Genomic DNA, 20,882 nt, shown 5'->3' on the forward strand with positions numbered 1-20,882 from the left:
ACATTTAATTTATTTTTGCAAAAATTCTAAAAAGATATAGTTAAACAATTCGCGTTCATCATAAAAAATTCCGTGACCGCTATGTTGGAAAGGATATAATTGGGAACCTATTATTCCTTTGCTTAATATAAGGGCAAAATAATTGTTTTTTTGCTTTTAGGATCTAAATCATGAATTGCAATTCTTACATTTTTTTCAACTTCTATATAATGTACGGGTTAACCACTTCCTTTAATGATATTTAATATTATTTTATATTTGAATATTAAAAATGTTACTTTAAATAATTCCTGACATACAGATGTCAAGAATTGTTTGATATAATTGAAGTAAATACTATATAATCAGGCATTTCACGAAAGACGTATATATTGTTGAAAGGGGAGATATAAATATGGCTGTTGAAAAGTTGGATTACAAAAGGGAATACAAAGATTTATACTTACCAAAGGAAAAACCGGTTTTGGTCAATATACCTTCCATGAATTTTATCATGGTTGACGGAAAGGGAGAACCGAAAGATCAAGAATATCAGGAGGGTATTAAAATTCTGTATTCTCTTACTTTTACTATTAAAATGAGCGGAAAACAGAAAAAAGGATATTTTGAATATGTGGTACCGCCTCTTGAAGGGTTATGGTGGTGTGATGGAGGAAAATTGGATTGGAACAAGCCAAAGTCTCAATGGTTATGGACTTCAATGATACGTCAGCCGGAATTTGTAACTCAAGAAATATTTGAATGGGCTCTTGAGGAATGTAAAAGAAAGAAACCATCTATAGATGTTTCTAAGGCAAGATTCGAAACATTTACAGAGGGATTGTGTGTACAAGCGATGCATATCGGAGCATATGATGACGAGAACCGTACTATTGATAAAATCTCTGAGTTTATTATCGATAATCAACTTAGAGATATAACGGATGATATCCATAAACATCATGAAATATATATATCTGATCCGAGAAGGACTAAGGTTGAAAAATTAAAAACGGTTTTGCGTTTCCCCGTAGAAAAGTATGTTAAATAATTCAAGTATGAGTTATATAAAAATGTAAAGAAGGTATAAATTATGTATGAAATCATTCCAATTTGTGATGAATTAAGAAAAGATGTGGTTGATTTTATATCCGATAATTGGGGTTCACCAATAATAGTTTCAAAAGGCAAAGTACATTTTGCAGATATCTTGGAAGGTTATGTAGCCGTTGAAAACGGGAAAATAGATGGTGTGATAACTTACAGTATTGAAAATGGTGAATGCGAGATAGTGTCTCTTGATAGTTTAGTGGAAAACCAAGGTATAGGATCAAATTTAATTAATAAGGTAATCGAAAAAGCTAAAGAAAATAAATGCAGGAGGGTCTGGCTTATAACGACTAATGATAATACTAAGGCCATAAGATACTACCAGAAAAGAGGCTTTTATATGGAAGAAATACATATAAACGCAATACAGAGATCAAGGAAACTCAAACCTCAAATACCATTATACGGTTTTGATAATATCCCTATTCTTCATGAAATTGAATTTGAGAAGATTATTTAAAAAATATTAAAGGCTGTTACATAACGAACCAAATAGTTCCGGGTGTAACAGTTTTTTTAATTGAAAGCTCTTTTACGAAGATAGAGAATAAAAGTGGTTGTATATTTAATATAAATGTGATAAAATATTAATAATTTCGTAATAAAATTTTAACAGAACCTTAACAAACTGCTTTTTATATAAAAAAATGAATATATGATGTATAAAATTAAATTCAAACCAGATATTGGCATTAATATTATGCGAAATTGTTCATATTGTTATTTGACAATGTATATATGTTTATTGTATTATTAAAATAATTTCCAAATATGAAAATAAATTAAAAATAATAAAGGGTTTATATGGTTTTATTATTAATTTAAATGGTGGGTCAAGGATAACGAAAATACAGAAAATACTGAATTCTGCGTAAAATTAGTCTTTTCTTAACAATGGAATTATAAAATGTGGAATTCGTGTATTATAAATGGGTTTAACTAAATAGTGAGGGGGAGTATAAATGTTTAAAAGAGTATTGTTAATTGGTTTAAGCATTGTTATGGTATTTGGATTAATAGCATGCTCTAAATCAGAAACACCACCGGCTGGTTCCACAGATGGTGAAGAAAGTAAAATGCATATTGGTATCGTTACCGGAACAGTATCTCAAGGTGAGGATGAGCTTCGTGGTGCTGAAGCCATGATTGAAAAGTATGGAGATGCTGATTCGGGAGGAATGATAAAGCATGTTACCTATCCTGATAATTTTATGCAAGAGCAGGAAACTACTATTGCGCAGATTGTAGGTCTTTCCGATGATCCTGATATGAAAGCAATTGTAGTAAATCAAGCTGTTCCCGGAACTGTTGCGGCTTTTCAGCAGATTCGTGAGAAGAGACCTGATATATTGCTTTTAGCGAATTCTTCTCAAGAAGATACAGCGATGATTGAAGGGGCTGCAGATTTGGTTGTTGACCCTGACAACATAAATCGTGGGTATCTTATAGTTCTTGCCGCTAAGAAAATGGGTGCAAAGACTTTTGTACACATTTCCTTTCCAAGACATATGAGTATAGAACTATTGTCAGTAAGAAGAAATATCATGGAACAAGCTTGTAAAGACTTAGGATTAAAGTTTGTATTTGAAACAGCTCCGGACCCAATGAGTGACGTTGGAATTCCAGGCGCACAACAGTTTATTCTTGAAAAGATGCCTGCATGGGTTGAAAAATATGGCAAGGATACCGCCTTCTTCTGTACAAATGATGCTCAGACAGAGCCGTTGTTAAAGAGGGTTGCAGAACTGGGAGCCATATTTGTTGAACCTGACCTTCCTTCACCGATAATGGGATATCCGGGAGCGTTTGGCATTGATCTGAAGGAAGAAGCGGGAGATTGGCCTGCTATTCTTAAAAAAGTCGAGGACGTTGTAGTTGAAAAAGGCGGAGCTAAAAGAATGGGGACATGGGCTTACTCCTATGGATATACAGCTACGGAAGCTTTAGTTGAATATGGTAAAAATGTAGTGGAGGGTACAATGGAGAAAGGTTCTCTTGAAGATGTACTCGATGCTTTCAGAGAATATACTCCCGGAGCTGATTGGAATGGTTCCCTGTACTATGATCGTGTTAACAAAGAAGATATTAAAAACCATGTGCTTGTTTATCAAGACACCTATGTATTTGGCCAAGGATATTTAGGAAATAGTAAAGAAGTTGTTCCTGAAAAATATAAGGATATAAAATAATATTTAGAAACGGTCCTTTAGGACCGTTTCTAAATATTATTATAACAAAAAAGGCTTCTATCGAAGCATTAATAAACTAAGGAAGCCTTTTTTAAAACTCATTTATAAAACTTTCCTATGGGTTATAAAATAATATTATTTATATTCAAAGATGAGGTGAATCTATTGTCTATGAAAGATGAGTTACTTCGATTAGAAAATGTCGGAAAAGATTTTAACGGAAACCAAGTATTGAAAGATGTAAGCTTTACCCTTGAAGAAGGAAAAATATTAGGTCTTGTTGGAGAAAATGGTGCCGGGAAATCTACCTTAATGAATATACTCTTTGGCATGAATGTAATTGCTGAAACCGGCGGCTATGAAGGTAATATATATCTTAATGGAGAAAAAGTTGAATTTGATAATCCCGTTGAAGCACTGAATGCGGGAATAGGTATGGTACATCAGGAATTTTCTTTGATTCCCGGGTTTACAGTTGCAGAAAATGTATTGCTTAATATGGAAATAACCAAAAGCAGTGTAATTTCCAAAATTTTGGGGAAGAGACTTGAAACCGTAGATTTACCCAAAATTCGAAAAAGTGCAGCGAGTGTTATAGATACGTTGGGAGTTCAATTGGGCACAGATACTTTAGTTTCTGAGGTACCTGTCGGTTATAAGCAATTTATAGAAATAGCTCGTGAAATCAGAAGAGAGAAAGTTAAGCTTATTATTTTAGATGAACCGACTGCTGTTTTAACAGAATCGGAAGCTGAAATTCTTCTCAAATCTATGCGAAGATTGGCTGATTCGGGTGTTTCCATTATATTTATATCTCACCGGCTTCGTGAAATAACATCCATTTGTGATAGTATTGTTGTATTAAGAGATGGTGCGGTGGTGGTGGAAAGGCCTACGAAAGATGTTAGCGTGCATCAGATTGCCAAATGGATGGTCGGTAGAGACGTTGATAAAGAAGAAAATAAAGCTGTTAAATCTTTTAATACTATTAATAAAGAAGATGTTATCTTTGAAACAAAGAACCTTTGGGTGGATATGCCTGGAGAAGTAGTAAAGGATTTATCCTTGAAGGTTTACAGAGGAGAAATTCTTGGTATTGGAGGACTGGCCGGGCAGGGAAAGTTGGGAATTCCTAACGGAATAATGGGACTTTTCGAAGCCGGCGGAGAGATTTATTTTGAAAATAAACCAATCCCTCTGAACAATACATTTGAAGTTCTTAAAAATGGTTTAGCTTTTGTTTCTGAAGATCGCCGAGGAGTAGGTTTGCTTTTGGACGAGCCTATCGATTGGAATATCGGGTTTAATGCAATGCAGGTTCATAATAGGTTTATTAAGAGTTATTTAGGCGGAATTATTAAATGGAGAGACGATAAGGCTATGAGAAAATGTGCACAGGATTATATTAAAGCATTGGAAATTAAATGTACCGGCGAACGTCAGTTAGCACGAAATCTTTCAGGAGGTAACCAACAAAAAGTTTGCCTTGCCAAAGCTTTTGCTATGAATCCCAAATTATTGTTTGTATCCGAACCTACTCGCGGTATTGATGTTGGAGCAAAAGAATTGGTTCTGGATGCCCTAAGAAAATATAATAAAGAAAATGGAACGACTATAGTTATAGTTTCTTCTGAATTAGAAGAGCTTCGCTCTATAAGCGATAGGGTTGTTGTCGTTTGTGAAGGAAAAGTATTTGGAATTTTGCCGCCTGATGCTGATGCAACTGATTTTGGACTCTTAATGTCCGGAGAATGTCAGATTAATGAAGAAGGTGAAAAAGTATGGTTGCGATAAAGGAATTCGTAAAAAAATTTGGATGGCCCCGCATTATTATTGCACTTTTTTTACTGTCTTTGTTTGTTATCGCTCCATTTTTTGGAGTAAGGGTTGATACTTCTTTCAATGATGTTATTACGAATTAATAAGAATTAAAGAAGAGCCTAACAAAGAAGTTGATACTTCTTTCAATGATGTTATTACGCGTTTTGGTATGAATGCAATTATGGTTTTGTCTATGGTTCCTATGATTCAATCAGGGTGTGGACTGAATTTTGGTATTCCCGTGGGATTAATAGCCGGAATGATTGGAGCTGTAGTCAGCCTTGAACTTAATCTCGCAGGTTTTGCAGGAATATTAATGGCCTTTCTTATAGGAATAGCTATTGCGGCTGTTTTCGGATTTTTTTATGGATTGCTTTTAAACCGTGTTAAAGGTGATGAGATGATTATAGCCACTTATGTAGGATTTTCTTTCGTATTTTTTATGAATATGATGTGGCTGGTTCTTCCCTTCAGAAATCCCGCGAGTGTTCAAGGATTTAAGGGGGAAGGTCTTCGTGTAACAATTAGTGTTGAGAACTACTGGTTTCATCAGATTAGCAATTTTTTGAAAATTGATATTTCAAATTATTTAACTATACCTACAGGTATGATTTTAATTTTTGCTGTTATGTCTTTAATCGTATGGGGATTTTTCAAAACTAAGACCGGTACTGCCATCACTGCAGTCGGGTCTAATCCGGATTATGCAAGGGCCTCCGGGATAAGTATTGATAAAATGCGTATTATATCTGTTATGCTTTCAACTATGATAGCGGCTGTTGGAATGATTGTCTATGAACAGAGTTTTGGATTTATACAAATGTATAATTCTCCGCTGGCTTTTTCATTTCCGTCAGTTGCTGCAGTTCTCCTGGGGGGAGCTTCTGTTAATAAGGCGTCAATTGGTAACGTGATTATCGGAACACTTCTGTTTCAAGGTATTTTAACAATGACTCCGTCAGTAATCAACAGTGCCATTAACATTGATATATCCGAAATTATCAGGATAATAGTTTCTAATGGAATGATAGTATATGCGTTGACTCGAAAGGGGAGGAGGTAAATTATGAACTATGATAAAAGAAAAATGGGCCGACTGCTTACCGGCAGCGCTGTTCCGGTACTGTTTTTGGTCATCAGTATAATAGCAATTCCGCTTTCGCAGTTTTCCGGAATTTATTTGGCAGACCAGATTGTAACACGATTAGTGAGGAATTCCTTCTTAGTTTTATCGTTGCTCCTTCCTATAATGGCAGGGATGGGTATAAATTTTGGAATGACTTTAGGAGCTATGGCAGGACAGATTGGACTGATATTTATAAATGACTGGGGTGTAGGAGGTGCTTGGGGCCTTATGTTGGCGGCTCTTGTTTCGACGCCCATAGCCATTGTTCTTGGGTATTTTGGAGGAGTAGTATTAAATAGGGCTAAAGGAAGAGAAATGATTACTTCCATGATGTTGGGACTTTTTATTTCGGGGATTTATCAGTTCTTCCTTTTGTATGTATGCGGCTCTTTAATCAATTTCAAAAATCCCGGCATGCTGCTCTCAAGAGGATATGGCGTGCGTAATGCTTTAAATTTAGCTACGGCTAAGGGTTTTGATAATTTGTGGATGATACGCATAGGAAGTGCAAGTGAAGGCGTGAATATACCTCTCGGGACTTTTATGATTATCGGCTTGCTTTGTCTCTTTACCTTCTGGTTTAGAAAAACGAAGCTTGGTCATGATATGAGAGCAGTAGGATTGGAAATGAATGTTTCTGATTCTGCCGGCATCAATGTAGAAAAAACGCGTATTCAATCAATAGTAATTTCAACGGTTCTTGCTTGTTACGGACAAATTATTTATCTTCAGAACATTGGGACTTTAAACACATATAATGGAGCGGATCAGGCAGCTCTTTTTGCGGCAGCTTCTCTTTTAGTAGGAGGCGCGACTGTTGCCAGAGCTACTATTCCAAATGCTATTATTGGTACGATTTTGTTTCATTTGATGTTTATTGTTATGCCGATGGCAGGTAAGTATATTACCGGTCAGGCAATGATAGGAGAGTACTTCCGAATGTTTATATCTTACGGCGTTGTTACCACAGCATTAATACTCCATTCATGGAAACGCCAAAAGGATAAGGATATGGATCGACGCATGCTGAGATTGGATACCGGCGGCAAGAATAATGTTAAATAAAAATTTTTGAATCATGTAGGGGGAAATCTATTTTCCTCCTTTTGATTTGTGTTATGAAAAATTGTTGAAAAAATCTTTAAGTTATTATATTATATATGGTGTAGATGATTATAGTATATAAGACGATTATGTAAGGTGATGTTATGTCTGATAATACGGTTTATATTATAGGTGAATCCAGGACAAATATGGATAATGCCATTAGTGTAATATATCATTCATTTTATATGGCCTATGAAGTGAACGTAGAAACTGATGAGATAGTAGATGTAGGATGTACCCATACTCTTAGTATCACTGAAAATTTTATAAGGGGAATTTTTATTGGAAAAAGATTAAATGAATACGATGACGATATAGAACAGGAATTGAAAAAACGCTATCATGGCACATCCCAGAAAGCAATTTTGGTTTCCTATAAGGATGCGTTAAAAAAATACCAGGAAGTAAAACAAAAATATTATAAGTAAAATATTAAAAGGAAAAGCTGCTTTGTTTATGTGATATAGCACAACTATATCGGAGTAAATGAAAACCAGCGAAAAACGAAAAGATTTGTTTTTCGCTGGTTTTTTGTATAATTATCAGGGTTATAAATTTAATATTATGGGGGTAATGAATATGAAAATTACAAATATTAGGGTGGCAGAAATTTCAGTTCCTCTTAAAGTGCCTTTTAAGACTGCGTTAAGAACTGTAACCAGTATAGAAGATATAATTGTAGAGGTTCATACGGATACAGGCAATATAGGATACGGAGAAGCTCCTCCTACGGCAGTTATAACCGGAGATACTAAAGGTTCCATAGTAGGAGCTATAAATGATTATATTTCAAAATCAATAATGGGAATGGATATAGAAAACATTGAAGGGATAATGAAGAAAATTGATCGATCTATAGTAAAAAATACAAGCGCCAAGGCAGCCGTAGATATAGCGTTATATGATTTGTACGGTCAATTGTATAATGCTCCTCTCTATAAATTATTAGGAGGGCATAGAAAAGAAATAACTACGGATATAACTATAAGTGTGAATGAACCGGAAGAAATGGCCAAAGACAGCTTGGACGCTATTAAAAGAGGATTTAAAACTTTAAAAATAAAGGTAGGGAAGGATCCTCTGATTGATATAGAGAGAATGAAAACTATAAGAAAGGCAGTAGGCTATGATATAAAACTTAGAATAGATGCTAACCAAGGCTGGAAACCAAAAGAAGCCGTAAGGGTTTTAAGAAAAATGGAAGATGAAGGTCTGGAAATTGAATTTGTGGAACAACCTGTAGAGGCTCATGATGTAGAGGGGTTAAAATTTGTAAGGGATAATGTTTCTATACCTGTTTTGGCAGATGAAAGCGTATTTTCCCCGAAAGATGCTTTATATATACTTCAACAGGGAGCGGCAGATCTTATAAACATTAAACTTATGAAAACAGGGGGACTTCATGATGCACTTAAAATTTGCTCTATTGCGGAAATATACGGAACGGAATGTATGATTGGATGTATGCTGGAATCAAAGGTAAGTGTAAATGCCGCAGTACATCTGGCAGCAGCCAAAAGTGTTATTACAAAAATAGATTTAGACGGTCCTTTCCTTTGCAGTGAAGATACCATAGAAGGTGGGTCAACTTTTGAAGAATCCAAGATTACCTTAAATGATGAACCTGGTCTTGGAATTAAAAAAATAAATGGGTTAAAGTATTTAGACTGATTTAGCAGAAAAAACTTTTGGGTTATAACAAAATATGATATGAAATACATTGTATTTCATATCATATTTTCATTATCTATTAGTTATAGGCAGTTTTTCCTATGGTTTCTAAAAAAGCCTCTATCCTTACTCTTAATTGTTCAATATCCGAATCGGAATAATCGGTTTCAATTTGTATAAAAGGAAGGTTCAGTTTTTCTTTAACAAAATTTTTAACAGTAAAGGACTCAATATTGTAAGTATGACAGGCCTGCCATGTCAAATCCACAACTCCATCGACTTTATATTCTTCGGACAATCTTTCAATTAAATCAAGCCTTCCGTTGTTTGGCGTCATGCAAGAACATGGGGTAGACAAGTATTTTTCCGCCAAGGCCTCTATAGGATCTTTTTGTTCATCAACTAATGTATCCAAGCCCTTATATCCTGAACAGTTTTCAAGAGCTACTACACTGGTACCCGACTCTTCAAGAATTTTTAAAACTTTTTCAGATCCGTTCCCTATAGGGCAACCTGTCAGAAGAATTCTAACAGCATTTTCGTCAAAAGCATAAATCCCTTTTTCCATGAGTTCTTCAACTTCGACAATTAGGCCTTCTATTAATTCAATTCCCGATTCCTTATCTATATTAAATCCCTTTATCCATTGAGACAGCATCATATCCGTTCCCGTCATTGGCGCCGGTTTATGAGCATTTAAATGATGAAGCTTCTTCATTGCTTTTCTTTCTCTGTTCATCAATTTTATAGCAGATCTCAATTTTTCATCCGTGATTTCTACATTGAATTGTTCTTCCAAATAATTTCTCAAATGTATCATTTCTTTTTTCCAAAGTTCAAAAGCATCTTCCCCTTGAGCTGTCTGCGGTAAATTCATTATATACATTGGTTTTAATTTTGACATTAATTCATACATTTTCTTTTTCCCGTCACAAGTCGTTTCTGCTATTAGTACATCTGAAAAATGAAAATAAGGGCATTTATCTGTAATAGCAAAACCATAGCTGGATTTAATCAAAGGACATAGGTTTCTTGGCAGTTCTCTTTCCGCATCTTCAATGGGTTCTTGTTTTGTACCGCAGAGGCTGACCGTAATTGCATCAGCCGCAAGGGCAATTTCCTGAGGCGAAAATATACAATAAGTTCCCACTATTTTTTTACCTGCCTCACTTGCTTCTTTTACTTTTACTGCGTTAATACCTCTTAAAGCCTCAATTTGTTCCATAAGTTTCGGTTTCATATTATTATCCCCCTTATATAATTGTATAAGCAAAGATGTTTTTTAAAATGATACAGCTATTACTATAGTAGAATACTTTCATTAATTTATCAATCATTAAATAACCTCAGCACTTTCAAATTGAGAATTATAAATGCTGGTGTAGAATCCGTTGGCCTTTAATAGCTGTTCATGAGTACCTTGTTCCACAATATCACCGTTATTCATTACCAAAATCAAATCCGCGTCCCTAATCGTTGACAGTCTATGGGCAATAGCAAATGTAGTCCTGCCCTTCATGAGATTTTGCATTGCTTTTTGAATCCTCAGTTCTGTACGAGTATCTACCGAACTGGTTGCCTCATCCAAGATTAAAATTTCAGGGTTTGCCAGGATAGCACGAGCTATAGTTAACAATTGTTTCTGACCTTGAGAAATATTGGTTGATTCCTCGTTAAGCACCATATTATAACCTTCTGGCAAGGTTTGTATAAAATGATGGACATAGGCAGCTTTAGCGGCAGCAATTACTTCTTCGTCGGTAGCATCTAATCTTCCGTAACGGATATTATCCATTATTGTGCCGTTAAACAACCAGGTATCCTGTAATACCATGCCAAACATTTTACGAAGATCCCTTCTGTTAAAGTCCTTTATATTATGGCCGTCTACTAAAATAGCCCCATTGTTCACATCATAAAACCGCATAAGGAGTTTCACTATTGTAGTTTTTCCGGCGCCTGTAGGACCAACAATTGCAATAGTCTGCCCGTCTTTTATATTAGCATTGAAGTTGTTGATAATAGTACGATCCGGTGTATATCCGAAGTTGACGTTTTTAAATTCCACATTTCCTTTCAGCCCGTTAATTGATACAGGATTAGGAACTGTCTGTACCTCTTCTTTTTCGGATAAAAATTCAAATATTCTTTCTGCAGAGGCAACTGCCGATTGTAACATATTTGATACCTGAGCAATTTGTCCGATAGGCATTGTGAAACTTCTGGTATATTGAATAAAGGATTGGATATTACCTACTGTAATAGTTCCCTTAATTGCTAAATATCCTCCAAGAATTGATACTCCCACATATCCGATATTACCTACAAAAGACATGATTGGCTGCATTATTCCGGAGAAAAATTGGGATTTCCATGCTGATTGATACAACTGTTCGTTTTCTTTTGAAAAGCTATTGATAGCTTCATCTTCTCCGTTAAATACTTTGACGATATTTTGCCCTCCGTAGACTTCTTCTACTTGACCGTTTACATGGCCTAAATGACTTTGCTGCTGTTTAAAATATCCCTGGGATCTTTTAATGACGAAACTTATAATAGCCATTGAAAATGGCAGGATCAGAACAGCGACTAAAGTCATTTGCCAACTGATAGACAACATCATTACTAATGATCCGATAATTGAACAAAAGGATGTGATAATCTGAATTAAACTTTGATTTAAACTTTGGCTCAAAGTATCAACATCGTTTGTAATCCTAGATAAAACTTCACCATGGGTTTGAGTCTCAAAATAACCTACGGGCATCTTATCAATCTTTTCCGATAAACTTTTACGGAGATTATAAGTGAATTTTTGAGAGATGTCTGTCATGATAAAGCTCTGGACATAGGAAAAAAGTGCACTAACTATATATAATCCTATAAGCATCGTTAAAATCTGTCCGATTTTATTAAAATCGATTCCTTTGCCTCCTGAAATTTTACTTACAAGTCCATTAAAGATTTCCGTGGTGGCATTACCTAAAATTTTAGGACCGACAATGGAAAATACAGTGCTTCCTATTGCAAATACAATGACAAAGGCAATTCTGACTTTGTATACTGATAAGTAAGAAATCAAAGTTTTCAAAGTACCTTTGAAATCATTAGCTTTTTCACTGCTCATCATATTTCTGGGACGTTTATTATAACGTTTATTTTGATTACTCATTTGTAAGTTCCTCCTTTGAAAGTTGTGATAAAGCAATTTGTCTGTAAATTTCACAGTCTTTCATGAGCTGATGATGAGTGCCCTTTCCCACAATTTTGCCTTCATCCAGTACTATAATCTGTTCTGCGTGTAAGACGGTGCTTATTCTCTGTGCAACGATTATAACGGTAGATTTTTGGGTTTCTTTTTTAAGAGCATGACGAAGAGCAGCATCGGTTTTAAAATCTAAGGCTGAAAAACTATCATCGAATACATAAATATCGGGGTTTTTCGCAATCGCCCTTGCAATAGACAATCGCTGCTTTTGTCCTCCGGATACATTGTCTCCGCCTTGTGAAATCTCGCTTTGGTATTTATCCGGTTTGCTTTCAACGAAGTCGGTGGCTTGTGCAATCCGGACAGCTTTTTTTATTGTTTCTGCAGAGGCATCCTTTTTACCGTATTTAACGTTAGATTCTACGGTTCCCGAGAACAGAATTCCCTTTTGCGGTACAAATCCAAGTTGGTCTCTTAGGTCATGCTGTTTAACATTTTTGACGTTTACTCCGCTAACCAATACTTCACCTTCAGTTACATCAAAAAAGCGTGGTATTAAATTAATAATCGTAGATTTACCGCTTCCGGTACTCCCAATAATAGCGGTGGTTTCTCCCGGATTTGCAGTAAAACTGATATGGCTTAAAACTTCTTCCTTAGCATAAGGATATTTAAAAGAGACATCTTTAAACTCAACGTATCCTCTTTTGGATTCGTCAAAACGTTGAGGATTTCCGGGATCTTTAATTGAAATTTCCGTATCCAGTACTTCCAAAATACGCTTTGCCGAAACAGAAGCTCGGGGAAGAATTATGGAGATTATAGAAATCATTATAAATGCCATGACTATCTGGATAGTGTATTGAATAAATGCCATCAAATCGCCTACCTGCATGGAGCCGGCATTTATTTTTTCGGCACCTACCCAAACGATCAATACGGCAATTCCGTTCATTATAAGCATCATAGTAGGCATCATAATAGTCATTATTCGGTTTACAAACAGGCTGATTCGCGTCAAGTCACGATTAACATCATCAAAACGTTGTTCCTCGTGTTTTTCATTGCCGAAGGCACGAATAACCGTTAAACCGGTTAATATTTCACGGGATACCAGGTTTAACCTGTCGATTAATTGTTGCAGTTTTTTAAATCTTGGCATAGCAATAGAGAATAATCCTATTACTAAGAATAAAATTATAAGTATGGCTATACCTATGACCCATTCCATAGAACTATTGGCATTTCCTGCTCGGACAAATGCGCCGACGCCTAAAATGGGAGCATAGATTACGATTCTGAACAATAACATCATCATCATTTGAACTTGCTGTATGTCATTTGTGCTTCGTGTAATCAATGATGCAGTTGAGAACCGATTAAACTCGTTATTGGAAAAATTAATTACTTTGGTGAAGACTTCTTCTCTCAGCTTTTTGCTCAATTTTGCAGCAACTCTGGAAGATAAAAGTGTAACTAAAATAGACGCTATTACACCTATTAAGGCCAAAATTAACATTTTTAGACCGGAAAAAGTTATATAGTGGTTTTGCATTTTATCAGTATTAATACCGATAACCTTATATTCGTTTTTTACATAGACTGTTGCTGCCTGCTCAATCATACTATCCGACATGCCGGCAAATTTATCGTTTATCTTTTTCAACATTTCGATACGCTGTTCTTGGGGTAAAAGTGAAAATATATCGAATATATCGGCATTTTTCGGCAGCGCTCCTTTAGGAAAAGCATTCATCAATTGTTTGGTTAAAGCGGTGACTTCATCCGATTTGGTTTCTAATTGAGAGACAATGATTATGGATTTACTCATAGTAGAATTCAATTTTTTCAAAGTATTTTCATCTATGTTTTTTAACTTATATAAAGATTGAGATTTCAATGCAGGGTATTCATCTTTATATTCCTTGAAATCATTTTTACTTAAATTTTTTTGATTGAGCAGAGTATAATTTTTTAGCACCGTCTCTTTTTCTGAATTATTCATAAACAATAAAATTTTATTCATTTCTTTTTCTCGAATTATAGTTGGAGCTGCATTATCAATGCCTCCTTGCTGGATTCCTACGTTTACAATTCTTGAAGTATATTCCGGCAAAGACAGATCTGTAACTGCTTGTATAGCCAAAAGTACTATTATTACTAAGATTGGAATGATTGATTTCTTTAGATATTTAAAAATCCTTAACATTTAATTAGTTCCTCTCCTTCAATATGCCATATTTGATGATATTAATTTTATTTAAAAAATGAGCTTTTGCCTGAGGTAAATTTTCCGAAGTTGTAGGAGCGTGTAAAATGGAAAATTTCATAATACAAATGAGAATTTCCAAAAGGTCCTTTAACTCTTCTTTATTATCAACACAAAGATTTTCAGTATTGATATTTGATATAAGAGCCTTAATATCTTCCATTTCATTTCTGAAATTAAAGGTTTCACTTATGGCAAAATCTCCACTGGTATGCATTCCTACGAATATATTTTTGAACATGGACATAGCGTCTCTTACGATACTGTATTCAAGAGTAAAATTGAATAAGTCTGTAAATGTGGCAAAAATATCTCCGTTAGAATTTTCTAAGGTTTTCTTTCCTTGGATTACCAACTTTGTAGCATATTCGTCCATCATATACTGAACCAAATCTTTTTTATCTTCAAAATAAGTATAGAAACTCCCTCTTGAAATATTGGCATCCTGAATTATTTGGTTAATAGATGCCTTATTATAAGGAACTCTGGAGAATTCCTTTCTTGCTGCTTCAAAAATTCTTTTCTTTTTTTCAGGAGGTAAATTATAAAAAGTAGTTTTAGGCATTTGTATCCTCCCTTCATAATAATGACAGGGTGTCATATGACACCCTGTCATTATTATAGTTATCATTTAATTATTTGTCAAGAAAAAACCAATATATTAAATGAAAGTTTTACTATGGAATTTTTGAATAATGTTTACTGGTTGATATATTATGTATATTATCTTATACTTTATATAGGATGGATTTTAAGTATAAGTGAAAATAAAGGGTGATCAAATGTTGCAGAATTATATTAAACAAATATTGAGTTTGTACAATTATATTGATGCAATAGTAATGATAAATGATAAAGGCATTATTGAGTATTCTGGAAACTATAGGACGGATATATATAACCTTTACGATGAAGAGATTGTGGGAAGATACATTTGGGATATATATCCGGGATTAAATGAACGTAACAGCAGTATGCTGAGAGTATTGAATACGGGTAATGCGATTTTAAATGAAGAACAGCATCTTGTTAATTATAAGGGAATTGAAATATATGCGGTAAATTCTACATTTCCCATAAAATCAGGAGAAAAGATAGTAGGAGCTGTTGAGGTTTCTTTATATATTGATCCGGACAAACGAAGGAAGGGTATATCATTAAAATTAAAGGAAATAGATGAGAACAGAAATAATTATTATAATATAGACGATATAGTTACTAATGACGAGAAGATGATTAATATAAAGAAGACTATTTTGAGAACGGCCAAGACGGATTCTCCGGTTCTGATTTACGGGCATACGGGGACAGGAAAAGAGATGGTTGCTCAATCCATACACAAGAACAGCAAGAGAGTATCAAAACCTTTTATATCACAAAATTGTGCGGCAATTCCTTCGACTCTTTTTGAAAGTATATTGTTTGGTACGGTAAAAGGCGGCTATACAGGGGCGGAAAATAGAAGGGGATTGTTCGAGGCCGCTAACGGGGGAACTCTTTTTCTTGACGAAATAAATTCAATGGAATTGTCTATGCAGGCCAAACTGCTTAAAGCCATCGAAAATCAGGAAATAAGAAGAGTTGGCTCTGTAGATAGTATAAAGGTGGATGTCAGAATAATATCTGCAGTTAATGAGCCGCCTTTGGAATCGGTTGCTGAAAATAAACTTAGAGAAGATCTGTTTTATAGAATAGGAGTGGTTCAAATCAATTTACCGGATCTAAAGGATAGAGAAAATGATATTGAAGTTTTATATGATTTTTTCATAAAAGAATATAATAAGAAGATGGGTAAATCCATAAAAGGTCTTAGCGAATCGGTAAAGAAAATATTTAAAACGTATTCCTGGCCGGGAAATATACGGGAATTGAAAAATGTAATAGAAGCATCTTTTAACTTAGCGTCTAATGATATGATAATGGTAGAGGATTTGCCGGATTATATTTTTTCCGTAAGAGGACATAATCGGCTTAATACAGATTTTAAATCAGGTGAAAAATCGCTGGCAGAGCTTGTGGATAACTATGAGAAAAGTATTATTGAGAAAGTTTTAAAAGATACCAAAAATGTTACAGAAGCAGCGGAAACTCTGAAAATTTCAAGACAGAGTCTTAATTATAAATTATTAAAATATAATTTGAAATAGAAAAAAATTTTGCTAAAAAGCAAAAAAATTTTCCTTGTTTTTCATTAAAAGTAGCTCTGTTATGGTATTTTATTATTGGCATGAATTTTGCTTATTAATATTACAGTTAAAAAATATGCTCTATAAATAAAAGGAGATGTTTGGAATGATAAAAAATGTAATAGTGAGAAAGCCATCTAAAAATTTTGCTGATGGTATAACTACCGCTGATCTCGGCAAACCGGATTATGAAAAAGCATTAGAACAACATGAAGGTTATATCGAAGCACTAAAAGAATGCGGATGTTCCGTTACTGTACTTGAAGCTGATGAAAGATATCCCGATTCCACATTTGTAGAGGATGTAGCTGTTGTAACTGAAAAGTGTGCCATAATTACAAGACCTGGTGCTGCTTCAAGAAAGGGAGAAGAAAAGGAAATAATAGATACTCTTAAGAAATTTTATAGCAATATCGAGTATTTAGAGGGTTCTGCCTGCCTTGAAGGAGGAGATATACTGAGAATTGACAAACACTTTTATATAGGACAATCGAAGAGAACGAATGCGGAAGGAGCAAGGCAGCTTACGGCAATATTAAATAAATATGGGTATACCGCTTCAGCAGTGCCGGTAAAACAAATACTTCATCTTAAGACGGGAGTAATTTATGCAGGGAATAATACAGTTATTGCCGCCGGTGAATTTAAGAATAATGATGTATTTAAGAAATTTAAAATGATAAAAGTAGACGATGATGAAGCTTATTCTGCAAACTGCGTTAAAATGAACGGTCATCTTATAATTCCAAAGGGATTTTCAAAATCAAAGAAAGCCATAGTTGATGCAGGTTTTAAGATTGTAGAAGTTGAAATGTCGGAATTTGAGAAGATGGACGGCGGACTTACCTGCCTGTCTCTTAGGATACCGGAAGATAGCTCAAAATAGAATTGTACATTTGTAAGATAAGCTGTTGCAAAACTAATTTGTTACAGCTTATTTTATTACCTCCGAAGCCCTGGATTGAATAAAAATATTTATGTTTATCCGTGACTTCAGCCGTGAATTAGTGGGCAATATATATTATAATAATATATAGTTATAAAAACAAAATATTTCGTGCTGAAAGGATAAGTAAATTCTATGTCAAATTATATTGAAAAATTGAAAAATGATAAGTCCAAAGATGTAGTAAGAAAATTGTTTTTTATACTGTTGGGTAATCTCTTTTGTGCTGTCGCGTTTAATGTATTTTTTGTACCTAACAGACTTCTAAGCGGCGGTATAGGAGGCATTGGAATATTAATTCAGTACCTGACAGGTATGCCGGCAGGTATTATGGTATTCATTTTAAATCTTCCTATTTTTTTAATAGGAAGCAGACTGGTGGATAGAGAATTTGCTGTATTTGGATTTATTTCCATGCTGGTTTTTTCTTTTTTATTGACTGTAACCAAGGACATCAATCAATATTTAGCGGTAAAGGATATACTGCTGGGGGCAATTTTTGGCGGTATATTTAACGGAATAGGTATGGGGCTTATGTTTAGGCACAGAACTTGTCAAGGGGGATTTGACATAATAGCCGCCGTACTTAAATCCAAATATAATATAAATATCGGGTCTGGATTGATGGCAGCCAATACGATAGTAATATCTTTTTCGTCTTTGTTATTTGGATACAAATCCGCAATGTATACATTGATATCCATGTATATAGGATACAGGATTTTAGACAAAGTACAAACAGGGCTTAATGTAAGGAAAAAAATAATCATAATATCAAATAAGCCTGAAGAATTGGCAGATACCATACTAAAGCAGTTAAACAGAGGGGTTACCTTTTTGGAAGGCTCAGGTGCTTATACAAAAGAGGGCAAAAAGGTTATATATTGTGTGGTTACTTCCAGAGAAACGGTAAAATTAAAACATATTATTGATGAAATAGATCCGAAAGCATTTTTTATAGCAAGCGATGTCGTAGAGGTAAGAGGAAAGGGATTTAAAAATACGGGGATATAAATAGTTAATGCCTGATTTGTTGTACAAGTATTAATATTAGTATATAATATATAAATATTAAAGCACGTGACTTAAGTCTTGTGAGACTCAATTAGTACCAAAATTATTTATATTATAATAAATTTGCGGGAGTGAGTGTGAATGAAATATAACTTTGATGAAGTGATTGACCGTTCGGGAACTAATTCCGTAAAATGGGATCAAGAAAGTTTAAAACATTTATTTGGTGAATCGGACGCAATTCCTTTTTGGGTAGCAGATATGGATTTTAAATCGGCTCAGCCTATTATCGATGAAATTGTAAAAAGAGCCGAGCATGGTATATACGGCTATAGTGTCAGGCCGGATTCTTATTTTGAGGCAATAATCAATTGGATTAAGAGACGCCATGGTTGGACTATTGAGAAGGAATGGATTGAATATACTCCAGGGGTGGTTCCTGCAATTAATTATCTAATACAAGCTTTTTGTGAACCGGGAGACAAAGTAATAATACAGAATCCTGTATATTATCCGTTTTCAAATTCTATAAAGGAAAACGGATGTACTGTGGCAGACAATACATTAATATTTAATGATGATCACTATGAAATTGATTTTGAAGATTTTGAGAAAAAATCAAGAGATCCTAAAGTGAAAATGTTTATACTTTGCAGCCCTCATAATCCTATAGGCAGAGTTTGGACGAAAGAAGAACTTATAAGATTAGGAGATATTTGCTTAAAAAATAATGTAATCGTAGTAGCCGATGAAATCCATAATGATTTGGTATTTTCCGGATATAAACATATAATGTTTGGTTCCATTAGAGAAGATTTTAGAATGAATTCCATAACATGTACTGCTCCAAGCAAGACATTTAATTTAGCAGGAATGGAAATCTCCAATATTATCATACCAAACCCGGAATATAGGAGAAAATATAAAAAAGTTTTGGACAAAAATTCTATAGGGAATCAAAATCCCTTAAGTATTGTAGCTCTTGAAGCGGCATACAACAAATCTGAGGATTGGTTGGACCATCTGCTGAATTATCTTGAAGAAAACATTGATTTTATACATAAATATCTCGCTGAAAACCTTCCAAAGGCTAAGCTCATTAATCCTCAAGCAACATATTTAGGTTGGCTGGACTTTAGGGAATACGAAAGAAGCGGTAAGAAGTTGGAAAATTTTGTTTATCATAAAGGGAAGGTTGCTTTAGATGGCGGGACATGGTTTGGAAATGGAGGAGACGGATTTTTAAGAATAAATTTTGCATGCCCGAGGAGTTTGCTTAAAGAGGGACTTAAGAGGATATGTACTGTAATAAAAGAGGAGTATGATTAATACAGGGGGAGGTGTGGAGGTTACAGCTTGCATTGTCTGTACTTATGCAGAAAAATATAAAACAATAGGGATTATTGCTTTATAAGTCATATATTCTCATCCTGTAGGAGTTCATAGCGGTGCTTCCCAGCTTATTTATAAGTTTGGAGTTTACAGACATGCCTACCAATGCTCCTATTACCGGAAGCATCTGCATGAGTTTTGCAATGTCTATATAATCCCTGTATTCCTGCTGAAAGTCTCTCCAATTAAAGAGATTTATATCATCAGGAAGTGTTTTTGAATACTCCTCCCAGTTTTCCATCTTTGAAAATACCTGATTTGTTTTGGCTTGACTTGAGAAAGCAAGTTGGAAAATGTGAAGAATATATAGCCTTTCTTTGTAATCATTCGTGTCAAAACCATAAATAGCAGCAATATCATAGAGAAGTTTTATTTTAATGCTTAAAAGCAACGGAAAATCAGCAAGGGCTATTAAAAAGCCTCCTGCTCCTGTACCTGCTCCTTCTATCATTGCGGTTTTTCTGTAAAAGTTTATTTTTTCTCTTACTAAATTTTCCCTTTCGGGGAGAGAGATTTGGAGATACGGTTTTTTGCTTAAAAATTGGGAGCCTGTAAGTACAGCTTTAACCATGGTCTTTATAGCTGCGGTTACAGCCTCATGATATGGTTCTGGAAGAATGCTGTTGAATTTATTTTGTATAGTCTTTGAAGCATTGTTGATTATAGAAGGCTTCCTTCTTGTTTTCTTTTTCCATTCGTTTAATTCCTCTAATATTTCTGTATAATAGGAATTGATATTGATCACCTGCCTTGTTTTATAGATCTTTTATATTTTATATAATATCTTATGTTATTATACTATTTTTGTCTTGATGTAAAAAGAAAGAAATCCTTTCTTAATATCAAATTAAAAATAATATTCAA

The 20,882-nt window shown here is 34.5% G+C and carries 18 protein-coding genes; 13 read left to right on the top strand and 5 right to left on the bottom strand.

The genetic code is table 11. The features are described from left to right. Positions 1-394 precede the first annotated feature (394 nt). From PP176A_RS00885 to PP176A_RS00920, 9 genes are all read left to right on the top strand, one after another. Positions 395-1,030, top strand: coding sequence for a GyrI-like domain-containing protein (locus PP176A_RS00885; RefSeq protein ID WP_071138553.1), 636 nt, complete (start codon positions 395-397; stop codon positions 1,028-1,030). 42 nt (positions 1,031-1,072) lie between these two features. Beyond that, positions 1,073-1,549, top strand: a complete 477-nt coding sequence (locus tag PP176A_RS00890; RefSeq protein WP_071138554.1) for a GNAT family N-acetyltransferase — start codon at positions 1,073-1,075, stop codon at positions 1,547-1,549. 502 nt (positions 1,550-2,051) lie between these two features. Next, positions 2,052-3,278 (top strand): DUF3798 domain-containing protein, encoded by a 1,227-nt coding sequence (locus PP176A_RS00895; protein WP_071138555.1) that lies wholly within the window; start codon positions 2,052-2,054, stop codon positions 3,276-3,278. Between the two features lie 171 nt (positions 3,279-3,449). After that, positions 3,450-5,072: a sugar ABC transporter ATP-binding protein gene (locus PP176A_RS00900; protein WP_071138556.1), complete on the top strand. Its 1,623-nt coding sequence runs from the start codon at positions 3,450-3,452 to the stop codon at positions 5,070-5,072. Then, positions 5,060-5,200: a hypothetical protein gene (locus PP176A_RS16460; protein WP_234958731.1), complete on the top strand. Its 141-nt coding sequence runs from the start codon at positions 5,060-5,062 to the stop codon at positions 5,198-5,200. The genes PP176A_RS00900 and PP176A_RS16460 overlap by 13 nt, the downstream gene beginning before the upstream one ends. A gap of 68 nt (positions 5,201-5,268) precedes the next feature. Then, complete coding sequence (locus tag PP176A_RS00905) at positions 5,269-6,162, top strand: ABC transporter permease subunit (RefSeq protein WP_083381708.1); 894 nt, start codon at positions 5,269-5,271, stop codon at positions 6,160-6,162. 3 nt (positions 6,163-6,165) lie between these two features. Next, on the top strand, positions 6,166-7,290 hold the full coding sequence (locus PP176A_RS00910; protein ID WP_114217655.1) for an ABC transporter permease subunit: 1,125 nt from the start codon (positions 6,166-6,168) through the stop codon (positions 7,288-7,290). A gap of 143 nt (positions 7,291-7,433) precedes the next feature. Beyond that, the gene (locus tag PP176A_RS00915; RefSeq protein ID WP_071138558.1) at positions 7,434-7,760 is read left to right on the top strand and encodes a DUF3870 domain-containing protein; all 327 of its coding nucleotides are present in this window, start codon (positions 7,434-7,436) and stop codon (positions 7,758-7,760) included. Between the two features lie 151 nt (positions 7,761-7,911). After that, entirely contained in the window at positions 7,912-9,003 is a 1,092-nt protein-coding gene (locus PP176A_RS00920; RefSeq protein WP_071138559.1) for a dipeptide epimerase, read from the top strand. Positions 9,004-9,082: 79 nt separating this feature from the next. Here PP176A_RS00920 and PP176A_RS00925 read toward each other — a convergent pair whose 3' ends face one another. From PP176A_RS00925 to PP176A_RS00940, 4 genes are all read right to left on the bottom strand, one after another. Next, complete coding sequence (locus PP176A_RS00925) at positions 9,083-10,243, bottom strand: double-cubane-cluster-containing anaerobic reductase (protein ID WP_071138560.1); 1,161 nt, start codon at positions 10,241-10,243, stop codon at positions 9,083-9,085. A 96-nt stretch (positions 10,244-10,339) separates the two neighbouring features. Continuing rightward, complete coding sequence (locus PP176A_RS00930; protein WP_071138561.1) at positions 10,340-12,175, bottom strand: ABC transporter ATP-binding protein; 1,836 nt, start codon at positions 12,173-12,175, stop codon at positions 10,340-10,342. Then, positions 12,168-14,420 (bottom strand): ABC transporter ATP-binding protein, encoded by a 2,253-nt coding sequence (locus PP176A_RS00935; RefSeq protein ID WP_071138562.1) that lies wholly within the window; start codon positions 14,418-14,420, stop codon positions 12,168-12,170. The genes PP176A_RS00930 and PP176A_RS00935 overlap by 8 nt, the downstream gene beginning before the upstream one ends. 4 nt (positions 14,421-14,424) lie before the next feature. Then, positions 14,425-15,045, bottom strand: a complete 621-nt coding sequence (locus PP176A_RS00940; protein ID WP_071138563.1) for a TetR family transcriptional regulator — start codon at positions 15,043-15,045, stop codon at positions 14,425-14,427. Positions 15,046-15,262: 217 nt separating this feature from the next. Here PP176A_RS00940 and PP176A_RS00950 point away from each other — a divergent pair, with 217 nt between their 5' ends. The 4 genes from PP176A_RS00950 to PP176A_RS00965 all read left to right on the top strand — a co-directional run bounded on the left by PP176A_RS00950 (position 15,263) and on the right by PP176A_RS00965 (position 19,955). Further along, the gene (locus tag PP176A_RS00950; RefSeq protein ID WP_071138587.1) at positions 15,263-16,627 is read left to right on the top strand and encodes a sigma-54 interaction domain-containing protein; all 1,365 of its coding nucleotides are present in this window, start codon (positions 15,263-15,265) and stop codon (positions 16,625-16,627) included. A 145-nt stretch (positions 16,628-16,772) separates the two neighbouring features. Next, on the top strand, positions 16,773-17,552 hold the full coding sequence (locus PP176A_RS00955) for a dimethylarginine dimethylaminohydrolase family protein (protein ID WP_071138565.1): 780 nt from the start codon (positions 16,773-16,775) through the stop codon (positions 17,550-17,552). Positions 17,553-17,747: 195 nt separating this feature from the next. Next, positions 17,748-18,626, top strand: a complete 879-nt coding sequence (locus PP176A_RS00960) for a YitT family protein (RefSeq protein WP_071138566.1) — start codon at positions 17,748-17,750, stop codon at positions 18,624-18,626. A gap of 141 nt (positions 18,627-18,767) precedes the next feature. Next, positions 18,768-19,955, top strand: a complete 1,188-nt coding sequence (locus tag PP176A_RS00965) for a MalY/PatB family protein (protein ID WP_071138567.1) — start codon at positions 18,768-18,770, stop codon at positions 19,953-19,955. Positions 19,956-20,034: 79 nt separating this feature from the next. Here the strand turns inward: PP176A_RS00965 and PP176A_RS00970 are convergent, their stop codons facing one another. Next, complete coding sequence (locus PP176A_RS00970; protein WP_234958735.1) at positions 20,035-20,763, bottom strand: EcsC family protein; 729 nt, start codon at positions 20,761-20,763, stop codon at positions 20,035-20,037. Positions 20,764-20,882 lie beyond the last annotated feature (119 nt).

This window comes from Sporanaerobacter sp. PP17-6a (genome assembly GCF_900095615.1).
Classification (GTDB): Bacteria; Bacillota; Clostridia; order Tissierellales; family Acidilutibacteraceae; genus Acidilutibacter; species Acidilutibacter cellobiosedens.

Bases quoted from the DNA above. Each gene is read 5' to 3' on its own strand.
- PP176A_RS00930 (WP_071138561.1), bottom strand. From the start codon at position 12,175: ATGAGTAATCAAAATAAACGTTATAATAAACGTCCCAGAAATATGATG.
- PP176A_RS00935 (WP_071138562.1), bottom strand. From the start codon at position 14,420: ATGTTAAGGATTTTTAAATATCTAAAGAAATCAATCATTCCAATCTTA.
- PP176A_RS00910 (WP_114217655.1), top strand. From the start codon at position 6,166: ATGAACTATGATAAAAGAAAAATGGGCCGACTGCTTACCGGCAGCGCT.
- PP176A_RS00895 (WP_071138555.1), top strand. From the start codon at position 2,052: ATGTTTAAAAGAGTATTGTTAATTGGTTTAAGCATTGTTATGGTATTT.
- PP176A_RS00960 (WP_071138566.1), top strand. From the start codon at position 17,748: ATGTCAAATTATATTGAAAAATTGAAAAATGATAAGTCCAAAGATGTA.
- PP176A_RS00925 (WP_071138560.1), bottom strand. From the start codon at position 10,243: ATGAAACCGAAACTTATGGAACAAATTGAGGCTTTAAGAGGTATTAAC.
- PP176A_RS00955 (WP_071138565.1), top strand. From the start codon at position 16,773: ATGATAAAAAATGTAATAGTGAGAAAGCCATCTAAAAATTTTGCTGAT.
- PP176A_RS00965 (WP_071138567.1), top strand. From the start codon at position 18,768: ATGAAATATAACTTTGATGAAGTGATTGACCGTTCGGGAACTAATTCC.
- PP176A_RS00920 (WP_071138559.1), top strand. From the start codon at position 7,912: ATGAAAATTACAAATATTAGGGTGGCAGAAATTTCAGTTCCTCTTAAA.
- PP176A_RS00890 (WP_071138554.1), top strand. From the start codon at position 1,073: ATGTATGAAATCATTCCAATTTGTGATGAATTAAGAAAAGATGTGGTT.
- PP176A_RS16460 (WP_234958731.1), top strand. From the start codon at position 5,060: ATGGTTGCGATAAAGGAATTCGTAAAAAAATTTGGATGGCCCCGCATT.
- PP176A_RS00905 (WP_083381708.1), top strand. From the start codon at position 5,269: ATGAATGCAATTATGGTTTTGTCTATGGTTCCTATGATTCAATCAGGG.
- PP176A_RS00940 (WP_071138563.1), bottom strand. From the start codon at position 15,045: ATGCCTAAAACTACTTTTTATAATTTACCTCCTGAAAAAAAGAAAAGA.
- PP176A_RS00885 (WP_071138553.1), top strand. From the start codon at position 395: ATGGCTGTTGAAAAGTTGGATTACAAAAGGGAATACAAAGATTTATAC.
- PP176A_RS00900 (WP_071138556.1), top strand. From the start codon at position 3,450: ATGAAAGATGAGTTACTTCGATTAGAAAATGTCGGAAAAGATTTTAAC.
- PP176A_RS00950 (WP_071138587.1), top strand. From the start codon at position 15,263: ATGTTGCAGAATTATATTAAACAAATATTGAGTTTGTACAATTATATT.
- PP176A_RS00915 (WP_071138558.1), top strand. From the start codon at position 7,434: ATGTCTGATAATACGGTTTATATTATAGGTGAATCCAGGACAAATATG.